The sequence below is a fragment of the Achromobacter sp. 413638 genome (assembly GCF_043119405.1).
Taxonomy (GTDB): domain Bacteria; phylum Pseudomonadota; class Gammaproteobacteria; order Burkholderiales; family Burkholderiaceae_B; genus Achromobacter.
In genome coordinates, this window is record NZ_JBICCO010000074.1 from 24,560 (window position 1) to 35,028 (window position 10,469).

Here is a 10,469-nt window from a genome sequence, read left to right on the forward strand (position 1 = left end):
GTCCGCCGTCGACGCCGGCCGGTGCTAAGATCGGCCGGTTTCGCCTGATCCCGCCACCCGCTGGCGCCTCGTTGCAAGCGTTCCGACTCCATGGCCGTCCTGCCGCGCTCCCGCTGTTCCCGGCTCCTGCCGCTCGCCTGCATTGCGCTGCTGGGCGCCTGCTCCGGCACGCCCAAACCGGCCAAGCCGCCGGAACGCGTCACCGGCGCGGGCGGCAGCATGCTGCGCTACAGCTCCAAGCAAACCACGATCGAATTGACGCCGGCCGAGCGCGCCGCCGTGGACCAGGTGCGCGTGCGCGCCTATCCCGCATCCGACGCCGCGCAACTGCGCGACGCCTGCGCGGCGGCCTTGAAGGCCGCCGGCTATGAACAGGTGGCCGGCGACGCCGCCACCGACATCGTCACCGGCGAACGCCACCAGAAGCTGGTCGGCCGCAGCCGCGAGGCGCTGCGCGGCCTGCTCAAGTCGCAGGGCCTGGCCTACGGCGCCAAGCCGGACCACCAGAGCACCTACGCCCAGCTCGTCATCCGCCGCGACGGCGCCCAGGCGCGCGTCTGGATCGGCCTGAACAGCACGATCTGGGACAGCAATGGCGACGCCAAGAGCCGCGTCGTCACCGACGCCGCCGCCTACCAGGACCTGTTCGCGCGCCTGGACCAGGCGCTGAAGACGCCCGCGCGCTAGGCGCGCAGCCCAGGAAAACCCCAACTCCCCACGGCCGCGGTTTGTATCGCAGGATACATCCGCGCCCCGCCCGCCCCTGCCAGACTAGCTCTCAACCAGGCCCGCGCATGCGCCGGCGTCCTGTCTTGTCCTCTACGGGAGCTATAGATGAGCAGATTCAACCCCTTGCTGGCCGGCCTCGCGTGCGCGGGCCTGTTCCTGGCCACGGCCACGCAGGCCGACGACCGGCCCGAACTGCGGATCGGCGTGGTCAGCTCGGTCACGGGCGGCGCCTCGGCCATCGCCACCGGCGCGGTGGCCGCCATCAACCTGATGGAGGAACGCACGGCCGCCGACGCCAGCCTGCCGTTCCGCATCAGCTTCATCAAGTACGACGACGGCTCCGACCCGGCGCGCGCCGTCAACGCGACGCGCAAGCTGATCCAGGAAGATCGCGTCCACCTGGTCATCTGCTGCACCACCACGCCGGCCTCGCTGGCGGTGAACAAGGTGATCGAGGAAGAGCGCGTGCCCAACCTGTCGCTGGCCGCGGCGGCCTCGGTCATCGAGCCGGCCGACGCCCACCGCTATACCTTCAAGACGCCGCTGACCGACCGCCTGATGATCGACCACACCGTCGACTACATGGTCAAGCAGGGCTGGAAGCAGGTGGCCTTCATGGGCCTGGAGGACTCCTACGGCGAGGGCGGCTGGGTCGAGTTCAAGCAGATCGCCACGCGCAAGGGCCTGGAGATCGTCGCCGCCGAGCGCTTCTCGCGCGGCGACACCAACTTCACGCCGCAGGCGCTGCGCGTGTCGCAGAAGAAACCCGACGCGGTCTATTTCCACGCCATCCCGCCCTCGTCCGCGCTGGCCACCGAGACGCTGCGCCGCGTCGGCTACAAGGGTCCGGTGCTGCATGGCGCCGGCTCGGCCACGCCGGCCTTCATGGCGGTCGGCAAGAAGGCGGTCGAAGGCGCGCTGGTCGGCACCTCGGCCCTGCCCGTGTATCGCCAGCTGCCCGACGACCATCCACTCAAGTCCGGCATCGCGGCGTTCGTGCAGGCCTATGACGGCAAGTACGGCGCCGGCAAGACCGACATGTTCGCGGCCCAGGCCTACGACACGGTGCAGATCCCGCTGCTGGCCTATCGCCAGGTGGTGGCCGCCGGCAAGGCCGGCGACCTGACGCAGGCCCGGCTGGCGCTGCGCGACGCCATCGAGGCAACGCGCGAGTATCGCGGCGTCAACGGCCTGTTCAGCTACAGCCCGACCGACCACCTGGGCCTGGACCGGCGCAGCACCTTCCTGGTGACGGTCAAGGACGGCAAGTTCGAACTGCTGGGTGAGTAGGGATGGATCTCACCACTACCCTGTTCCTGGCGACGGACGGCCTGACCAACGGCGCGGTGTACACGCTGGTCGGCCTGAGCCTGGTGCTGGTCTACACCACCACGCGCGTGGTCAACATCGCGCAAGGCGAGTACGTGACCTTCGGCGCGCTGACGCTGGCCAGCTTCGTCGAAGGCACGCTGGCGCCCGTGGTCTACGTGGTGGCGGCGGGCGGCGCCGCCTGCCTGCTGCTGGACCTGCTGCGGGCGCGGGCCAACGGCCGCTCGCTGCTGCGCCCGCTGGCATCCTACCTGGCGGCGGGCGCGGCGCTGGCCGCGCTGGCGGCGCTGGCCTGGCGCGTGCCCTCGCCGCTGCTGCAGATGCTGGCCTCGCTGGCGCTGGTGGCCGCGCTCGGCCCCATCGTCTACCGGCTGACGGTCGAGCCCAACCCGGCCAATTCCACGGTCGTGCTGGTGATCATCGGCGTGGGCGTGTCCATGATCATGCATCCGCTCGCGCTGCTGCTGTGGGGCGCCGATCCGCGCGCCGTGCCGCCCATCAGCGAGGCGCGCCTGGAACTGGCCGGCGTCGACATCGCGGCGCAGTCGCTGTTCATCATGGCCTTCTCGCTGGCGGCCGCCCTGGCGCTGTACCTGTTCTTCCGCTGCACCCTGACCGGCAAGGCCCTGCGCGCGGCCTCGGTCAACCGGGAAGGCGCGCAGTACTGCGGCATCCCCGTGGTGATGGCGGGCCGGCTCAGCTACTTCCTGGCGGCCGCGCTGTCCGGCGCCAGCGGCATGCTGCTGGCCCCGCTGGTGACGGCGCACTACGAGATGGGCTTCGTCGTCGGGCTCAAGGGCTTCGTGGGCGCGGCGATGGGCGGGCTGGTGAACTACCCGCTGTCGGTGGCCGGCGTCTTCATCGTCGGCGTGCTGGAGTCCTTCGCCTCCTTCCTCAGCAGTTCCTACCGCGACGCGCTGGTGTTCGCGATGGTGATCCCCATCCTGCTCTGGCGCAACAGCCGCGCCGGCGCCGACCTGGACGAACATTGAACACGCGCAAGCGCTTCCGCCGATGAAACCCGAAAAACTGCTACTTCCCGGCGCGGCCCTCGCGGTCGCCGCGCTGATCGTGCTGCTGCCGACCTACTACGTGGGCCTGATGACGCTGGCCGGCACCAACGCCCTGGTCTGCCTGGGCCTGGCCTTCCTGCTGGCCGCCGGCCAGCTGTCGCTGGGCCACGCCGCCTTCCTGGGCGGCGGCGCCTACGCCTCGGCCATTCTGGCGCGCGACTATGGCGTGCCGCCGCCGCTGGCCATCCTGCTGGCCGTGGCCGCCTGCGCGGCGCTGGCCTACGTGATCGGCCGGCTCACGCTGCGCCTGCGCGGCCACTACCTGCCGCTGGCCACGCTGGCCTGGGGCATCGCCGCCTACGTCTGCTTCGTGGCGGCCATCGAAGTCACCGGCGGCGCTTCCGGCCTGTCCAACATCCCGCCGCTGCGCGTGCTGGGCATGGAGTTCGGCACCCGCGCCATGGGCGCGCTGGCCTGGGCCGCCGTGGGGCTGGCCTACATCGCCTACTGCCGGATCTATCGCGGCCGCATGGGCCGGGCCGCGCGCGCCATCAAGTCCAGCCCGACCATGGCGGCGGCCTTCGGCGTGGACGTGGCCGCCGCCAAGATCCGCATCTTCGTGCTGTCGGCCGCGCTGGCGGCGCTGGCGGGCGGACTGTACGCCTTCTACATGAGCTTCCTGAGCCCGACCTCGTTCTCCATCGGCGTCTCGTTCAACCTGCTCATCATGGTCGTGCTGGGCGGCTGCCTGCATCCGCTGGGCCCGCTGCTGGGCGTGCTGGCCTATACCGCGATCGAGCTGGGCGCGCAGTACCTGATCGCCAACCTGCTGGGCATCCCCGGCCAGATGGAGACCATGCTGTTCGGCCTGATCCTGATCGTGGCGCTGCTGCGCTGGCCCAACGGGCTGCTGACCTGGGTCCGGCTGAAACCACCGGCGCGGCCCGCCGCCGCCGGCGAGGCCGCCCCCGCGCCGCGCCCGGTCACGGCCGGCCAGCGCCTGAGCGTGGACGCCGTGCACAAGCGCTTCGGCGGGCTGCAGGCGCTCAAGGACGTAACGCTGGACATTCCGCCCGGACGCATCACCGGCCTGATCGGCCCGAACGGCGCCGGCAAGTCCACCCTGTTCAACGTGATGACCGCGGTTCTGCCGGCCAGCGGCGGACAGGTCTCGCTGGACGGCGCGGCGCTGCCGGCGCGCGCGCACGAGGTGGTGCGGCGCGGCGTGGCGCGCAGCTTCCAGCACGTGCAGCTGGTGCCGGAACTGACGGTGCTGGACAACGTGCTGATCGGCGGCCACATCCAGGGCAAGGCCGGGCTGCTGTCGGCCGCGCTGGGCCTGGACCGGGCCGAGGAACGGCGCCTGGCGCGCGAGGCGCGCGCCGCACTGGAGCTGGTCGGCCTGGCGGACGAGGCGTTGCGCCCGGCCGCCAGCCTGACGCTGGGCAGCCAGCGGCTGGTCGAGGTGGCGCGCGCCCTGATGGCACGGCCCGGCGTGCTGCTGCTGGACGAGCCGGCGGCGGGCCTGCGCGGCCCGGAAAAGGCCGTGCTGGTGCAACTGATGCGCAAGCTGCGCGATGAACAAGGCATGGCCGTGCTGCTGGTCGAGCACGACATGGAGCTGGTGATGGGCTGCGTGGACTACCTGTTCGTCCTGAACTACGGCGCGCTGCTGGCGCAGGGCGAACGACAGGAGGTGCAGCGCAACCCGGCCGTGGTGGCCGCCTATCTCGGAGCCGAGGCATGAACGCGATCGAAGTGAGGGACCTGGCGGTCAGCTACGGCCAGGTGGATGCGCTGCACGGCGTCAGTTTCGACGTGCCGCAGGGCACGCTGGTGTCGCTGATCGGCGCCAACGGCGCCGGCAAGACCACCCTGCTCAAGGCGCTGATGGGCGCCCTGCCCGCGCGCGCCGGCCAGGTGCTGCTGCAGGGCCAGCCCCTGGGCAACACGCCGGTCGAGGAGCGCGTGCGGCGCGGCATGTGCCTGGTGCCGGAGAAGCGCTCGCTGTTCGCCTCGATGAAGGTGGAGGACAACCTGCGCCTGGGCGCCTACGCCTTCCGCCGCCGCACCGATTTCGCGCGCGAGCTGGAACGCGTCTACGCGCTGTTCCCGGTATTGGCGCAGCGGCGCGAGCAGCTGGCCGGCACGCTGTCCGGCGGCGAGCAGCAGATGGTCGCCATCGGCCGCGCCCTGATCGCCCATCCGCGCGTGCTGCTGCTGGACGAGCCGTCCATCGGCCTGGCGCCGCTGATCGTGCAGCAGATCATGGACGTGGTGGTGGACCTGCGCCGGCGCGAGGGCCTGACCGTGATCCTGGTCGAGCAGAACGCGCGCATCGCGCTCAAGAGCGCCGACCTGGCCTACCTGATCGAGCTGGGCCGCATCGTCAAGCAAGGCAGCGGGGCCGAACTGGCGCAGGATCCCGACCTGCTGGCCAGCTATCTCGGCGCCTGCGCCGCCTGAGGCAATTCCGAACCCGGAGACTGATCATGCTGCATCAAACCCCTTGGCCACGCCTGCGCGAACTGTACCGTCTGGGCGAGGTCTCGCCCGTGGACGTGGCGCGCAGCGCGCTGGAGCACGCCGAACGCGCCGATCCGATCATCAACGCCTTCGCGCTGCTGGACCGCGCCGGCGCGCTGGCCGGCGCGCGAGAATCCGAGGAACGCTGGCGCCAGGGCGCGGCGCTCGGACCGCTGGACGGCATGCCGGTGGCCATCAAGGAATTCGCCGCCGTGCGCGGCTGGCCCACGCGGCGCGGTTCGGCGCTCACGTCGGCCGAACCGGCGGCGGCTCATACCGTGTTCGTGCAGCGGCTGGCCGATGCTGGCGCCGTGCTGCTGGGCAAGACCCGCGCTCCGGAATTCAACTGGAAAGGCATCACCGACAGTCCGGCCTTCGGCATCACCCGCAATCCGTGGAACCCGTCGCTCACGCCCGGCGGCAGCAGCGGCGGCTGCGCGGCGGCCGTGGCCGCCGGCGTGGTGCGCCTGTCCATGGGCAGCGACGCGGGCGGCTCGATCCGCATCCCGGCCGCCTTCACCGGCACCATCGGCCTGAAGCCCACGCACGGGCGCATCCCCCTGTCGCCCCTGCCCAGCGCCTTCGCGAACATCGTGCACACCGGCCCCATCGCCGCCGGCATGGACGAGCTGCAGGAAGCCTATCTGGCCACGCGCGGCGCCTCGCCGCTGGACTGGACCTCCAACCTGGGCGAGGACGGCGGCGCCGACGCCCCGGCCGCGCGCCCCCGCATCGGCCTGCTGTCGCCCCGGCGCTGGGGCCCACGCAGCGCCGCGCCGGTGCGCGCCGCGTTGGACGAGACGCTGGCCGCGCTGCGCGCCGACGGCTTCGACGTGACCGAAGTCGACTACGACATCGAGGCCGCCTCGCAGGTCGGCCAGGACCTGTACCGGCTGGGCTGCGCGGCCGCCGTGCGCGCCATCGCGTCCGAGCAGCATGGCCGGCTCGATCCCGGGCTGCTGGCCTTCGTGCAAGGCGTGGACGACTGGCCGATCTCGCGCTATCACGCGATCTGCCAGCAGCGCGACCGCTACGCCAACGAGCTGGCCGCCCTGCACGCGCGGGTCGACCTGCTGCTGCTGCCCACCGTGCCGCTGTGCGCCTTCGAGGCCGGACGCGACGTGCCGCAGGACCAGCCGGGCGCCGACTGGATGTCCTGGAATCCCTATACGCCCGCGTTCAACAGCGCGCAGGTTCCGGCCCTGTCCTATCCGATCTGGGCGCAGGGCGCGGCGCTGCCGGCCGGCGTGCAATGGGTCGCGCCCAAGTACCGCGAGGACCGCCTGCTGGCGATGGGCCGTTGGATGGAAACGCGCTTTCCCGTGCGCATCGCGCCGGAGCAGGAGTAAGCCATGCCCCGCATGTATCCCGCGATACAGACGCCGCGCGGCCCCGGCGCACAGAATGTCATCAACATGAATCGGGCCGCGACGCGCGCCCCGGACGGAGACAGGAAATGATCGACTACACGCCGGGCAAGCCCGACTTCAACATCCTGCGGCTGGGCCATATCGAGTACCTGGTCTCGGACCTGGCCCGCGCCCGCGACTTCTACGTGGATGTGGTGGGCCTGTTCGAGACCGAGTCCGACGCCGACCACGTCTACCTGCGCGCCATCGAGGACCGCGAGCATCACAGCGTGGTGCTGACGCGCTCGCCCTCTCCCGGCATCGGCCATTTCAGCTTCCGCGTTTCCTGCGAGGAAGACCTGGACCGCCTGGCGCACAAGTTCGCCGGCCTGGGCCTGCCCATGCGCTGGCTGGCGGCCGGCGAGGAACGCGGCCAGGGCCGCGCGCTGCGCGTGCAGGATCCGTTCGGCTTCCAGGTCGAGTACTACGCGCACATGGAACAGGCGCCCTGGCTGCTGCAGCAATACCATCTGCACCGCCACGGCTGCCCCACCCGGCTCGATCACCTGAACGTGCTGATGCCCGACGCGCAGGCCGGCTTCGACTGGTACACGCGCGAACTGGGCTTCTACTGCTCCGAATTCACCGCCTCGGCCCCGCCCGAGGAACGCGTGTGGGCCAGCTGGCTGTACCGCAAGGCCACCATCCACGACATCGCCGTGATGACGGGCAAGGGCCCGAGCGTGCACCACGCGGGCTTCTCGCTGATGGAGCCCATGGGCGTGATCCGCGCCTGCGACGCGCTGGCCGCCGCCGGCTACGCCGACAACATCGAGCGCGGCCCGGCCCGCCACGGCATTTCCAACGCGCTGTTCGTCTATGTGCGCGACCCCGACGGCAACCGCTTCGAACTCTACACCGGCGACTACCTGACCGTGGACCGCGACCAGGCGCCCAAGCGCTGGGAACTGGACAACCCGCGCCGCCAGAGCCTGTGGGGTCCGCCGCCGCCGCGCCGCTGGTACGAGGAATCCATGACCGTGGCCGCGCTGGCCGACGGCAGCCCGCAGCCGGTGTCCGAGCCGATCACCCGCGCCATCCCCACCTATATCGACTGACCCGCCCCGCCCGCAGGATTTCCGCCATGAACCGACACGTCATCGTCCCGCCCACCGGCCTGCTGCCGCACCGGCCGTACTCGCCCGCCATCCAGGTCGACCGCCTGCTGTTCGTATCGGGCCATACCGGCTCCGATCCCGTCACGCGCGCCTTCTCGGACGACATCACCGAGCAGACCGAGCTGGCCTTCCGCAACATCCAGTCCGTGATCGAGGCCGCCGGCGGCCGCATGGCCGACGTGGCCAAGGCCACCGTCTTCATGACCGACATGGACGCCGACTTCCAGGCGATGAACGCGGTGTTCAAGCGCGTCTTCCCCGACCAGCCGCCGGCTCGCTCCACCGTGGGCGTGGCGCACCTGGCGCGGCCCGGCCTGAAGGTCGAGATCGAAGTCGTGGCCGTGATCGGCTCGGCCGGCTGACGCGCGCCCCGGGGAAGCCGCCATGGAAAAACAGCTCATCGGCCGCGATGCCGGCCTGCCTCACTCGCCCGCCGTGGTCTGGCGCGACCTGGTGTTCGTCTCGGGTCAGGTGGGCTTTCTGCCCGGCACCCGCGAATTCGAGCCCGGCATCGAGGCCCAGACGCGCCAGGCGCTGCAGAACGTGCTGGACCTGCTGGCCGCTTCCGGCTGCGAGGCCGATGGCGTGTTGCAGATGACGGTGCACATGACCGACATGATCGGCGAGTTCGCCGCCATGAACGCGGTGTTCCGCGAGTTCTTCCCCGACCGCCCGCCCAGCCGCACCACGGTCGGCATCTCCCACCTGGGCCGGCCCGGCCTGAAGATCGAGATCGACGCCATCGCCGCGCGCGGCGCCTGAGCTTGCCGATTCCCCTTCTCATCCCTCCCGAACAAGAGAACGCAGTGATGATCCCTCACCTGATCGACGGCAAGCCCGTCGAAAGCCCGTCCGCGCTGGAAAACATCAATCCCGCCACCGGCGAGGTGCTGGCCGAAGTCGCGCTGGGCGGCGAACGCGAAGTCGCCCTGGCCGTGGCCGCCGCCAAGGAAGCCTTTCCCAAGTGGGCCGGCCTGCCGGCCAGGGAGCGCGCCCGCATCATGCGCCGCCTGGGCGACCTGATCGAGCGCCACGTGCCCGAGCTGGCCGAACTGGAGACCGACGACACCGGCCTGCCCATCCACCAGACCTCGAAGCAGCTGATCCCGCGCGCCAGCGAGAACTTCTATTTCTTTTCCGAAGTCGCCACGCGCATCAACGGCCAGACCTTCCCGGTCGATTCGACCATGCTCAACTACACGCTGCTGCAGCCGGTGGGCGTGTGCGGGCTGATCTCGCCCTGGAACGTGCCGCTGATGACGGCCACCTGGAAGGTGGCGCCCTGCCTGGCGCTGGGCAACACCGCGGTGCTGAAGATGTCGGAGCTGTCGCCCATGACCGCCGACCGGCTCGGCCGGCTGGCGCTGGAGGCCGGCGTGCCCAAGGGCGTGCTCAACATCGTGCATGGCTATGGCTCGGAAGCCGGCGACGCGCTGGTGCGCCATCCCGACGTGCGCACCATTTCCTTCACAGGCGGCACCGCCACCGGCCAGCGCATCGCCGAACGCGCCGGCATCAAGCGGCTGTCGATGGAGCTGGGCGGCAAGTCGCCCGTGCTGGTGTTCGAGGACGCCGACCAGCAGCGCGCGCTGGACGCGGCGCTGTTCACCATCTTCTCGATCAACGGCGAACGCTGCACCGCCGGCTCGCGCGTCTTCGTGCAGCGCTCGATCTACGACCGCTTCGCCCGCGAGTTCGCCGAGCGCGCCGCGCGCCTGATCGTGGGCGACCCACGCGACCCGGACACCAACGTAGGCTCGATGATCACGCGCCAGCATTGGGAGAAGGTCACCGGCTACATCGAGATCGGCCGCCGCGAAGGCGCCGTGGTGGCGGCCGGCGGCGGCGTGCCGGCCGGGCTGCCGGCGCGCGTGGCCAAGGGCAACTTCGTGCAACCCACCGTGCTCACCGGCGTGGACAACCGCATGCGCGTGGCGCAGGAAGAGATCTTCGGTCCGGTGGTCTGCCTGATTCCCTTCGACGACGAGGACGAGGGCCTGCGGCTGGCCAACGACAGCCGCTACGGGCTGGCTTCCTACGTCTGGACCCAGGACGTGGGCAAGGCCCACCGGCTGGCGCGCGGCATCGAGGCCGGCATGGTCTTCATCAACAGCCAGAACGTGCGCGACCTGCGCCAGCCCTTCGGCGGCATCAAGGACTCGGGCGTGGGCCGCGAGGGCGGCGACGCCAGCCTGGAGACCTTCTGCGAGATGAAGAACGTCTGCATCTCGATGGGCAGCCACCCCATCCCGCGCTGGGGCGTGTGACGCCCGGGGCGGCCCGCCCCAACCCCGCCGGACCCGGCCGCGCCCCGCCCGGCCCCACCCGGCCCCCCCTAAAAAAAC

General features: G+C 71.0%; 10 protein-coding genes. All 10 read left to right on the forward strand.

Annotated features, from left to right (window positions below; translation table 11 throughout):
- The first annotated feature begins 90 nt into the window (after window positions 1-90).
- The 10 genes from ACEU5R_RS24270 (at window position 91) to hpaE (ending at window position 10,391) form a co-directional block, all read left to right on the forward strand.
- Window positions 91-687, forward strand: a complete 597-nt coding sequence (locus tag ACEU5R_RS24270; protein WP_392412210.1) for a hypothetical protein — start codon at window positions 91-93, stop codon at window positions 685-687.
- Between the two features lie 147 nt (window positions 688-834).
- Entirely contained in the window at window positions 835-2,019 is a 1,185-nt protein-coding gene (locus tag ACEU5R_RS24275; RefSeq protein WP_392412211.1) for an ABC transporter substrate-binding protein, read from the forward strand.
- Between the two features lie 2 nt (window positions 2,020-2,021).
- Window positions 2,022-3,050, forward strand: a complete 1,029-nt coding sequence (locus ACEU5R_RS24280; RefSeq protein ID WP_103274659.1) for a branched-chain amino acid ABC transporter permease — start codon at window positions 2,022-2,024, stop codon at window positions 3,048-3,050.
- 22 nt (window positions 3,051-3,072) lie between these two features.
- Window positions 3,073-4,818 (forward strand): ATP-binding cassette domain-containing protein, encoded by a 1,746-nt coding sequence (locus tag ACEU5R_RS24285; RefSeq protein WP_392412212.1) that lies wholly within the window; start codon window positions 3,073-3,075, stop codon window positions 4,816-4,818.
- On the forward strand, window positions 4,815-5,537 hold the full coding sequence (locus ACEU5R_RS24290) for an ABC transporter ATP-binding protein (RefSeq protein WP_103274661.1): 723 nt from the start codon (window positions 4,815-4,817) through the stop codon (window positions 5,535-5,537). The genes ACEU5R_RS24285 and ACEU5R_RS24290 overlap by 4 nt, the downstream gene beginning before the upstream one ends.
- A gap of 26 nt (window positions 5,538-5,563) precedes the next feature.
- The gene (locus ACEU5R_RS24295; protein ID WP_392412213.1) at window positions 5,564-6,946 is read left to right on the forward strand and encodes an amidase family protein; all 1,383 of its coding nucleotides are present in this window, start codon (window positions 5,564-5,566) and stop codon (window positions 6,944-6,946) included.
- Between the two features lie 107 nt (window positions 6,947-7,053).
- Complete coding sequence (gene hpaD / locus ACEU5R_RS24300; protein WP_392412214.1) at window positions 7,054-8,064, forward strand: 3,4-dihydroxyphenylacetate 2,3-dioxygenase; 1,011 nt, start codon at window positions 7,054-7,056, stop codon at window positions 8,062-8,064.
- A gap of 26 nt (window positions 8,065-8,090) precedes the next feature.
- A complete protein-coding gene (locus ACEU5R_RS24305; RefSeq protein ID WP_103274664.1) occupies window positions 8,091-8,486 on the forward strand; it encodes a RidA family protein in 396 nt (131 codons plus the stop codon).
- A gap of 22 nt (window positions 8,487-8,508) precedes the next feature.
- A complete protein-coding gene (locus tag ACEU5R_RS24310) occupies window positions 8,509-8,886 on the forward strand; it encodes a RidA family protein (protein ID WP_103274665.1) in 378 nt (125 codons plus the stop codon).
- 44 nt (window positions 8,887-8,930) lie between these two features.
- Window positions 8,931-10,391 (forward strand): 5-carboxymethyl-2-hydroxymuconate semialdehyde dehydrogenase, encoded by a 1,461-nt coding sequence (gene hpaE / locus ACEU5R_RS24315; RefSeq protein ID WP_392412215.1) that lies wholly within the window; start codon window positions 8,931-8,933, stop codon window positions 10,389-10,391.
- Window positions 10,392-10,469 lie beyond the last annotated feature (78 nt).

Coding starts and splice junctions, on each gene's coding strand:
- hpaD (WP_392412214.1), top strand. CDS start 7,054: ATGATCGACTACACGCCGGGCAAGCCCGACTTCAACATCCTGCGGCTG.
- ACEU5R_RS24275 (WP_392412211.1), top strand. CDS start 835: ATGAGCAGATTCAACCCCTTGCTGGCCGGCCTCGCGTGCGCGGGCCTG.
- ACEU5R_RS24310 (WP_103274665.1), top strand. CDS start 8,509: ATGGAAAAACAGCTCATCGGCCGCGATGCCGGCCTGCCTCACTCGCCC.
- ACEU5R_RS24295 (WP_392412213.1), top strand. CDS start 5,564: ATGCTGCATCAAACCCCTTGGCCACGCCTGCGCGAACTGTACCGTCTG.
- ACEU5R_RS24290 (WP_103274661.1), top strand. CDS start 4,815: ATGAACGCGATCGAAGTGAGGGACCTGGCGGTCAGCTACGGCCAGGTG.
- ACEU5R_RS24270 (WP_392412210.1), top strand. CDS start 91: ATGGCCGTCCTGCCGCGCTCCCGCTGTTCCCGGCTCCTGCCGCTCGCC.
- ACEU5R_RS24280 (WP_103274659.1), top strand. CDS start 2,022: ATGGATCTCACCACTACCCTGTTCCTGGCGACGGACGGCCTGACCAAC.
- ACEU5R_RS24285 (WP_392412212.1), top strand. CDS start 3,073: ATGAAACCCGAAAAACTGCTACTTCCCGGCGCGGCCCTCGCGGTCGCC.
- ACEU5R_RS24305 (WP_103274664.1), top strand. CDS start 8,091: ATGAACCGACACGTCATCGTCCCGCCCACCGGCCTGCTGCCGCACCGG.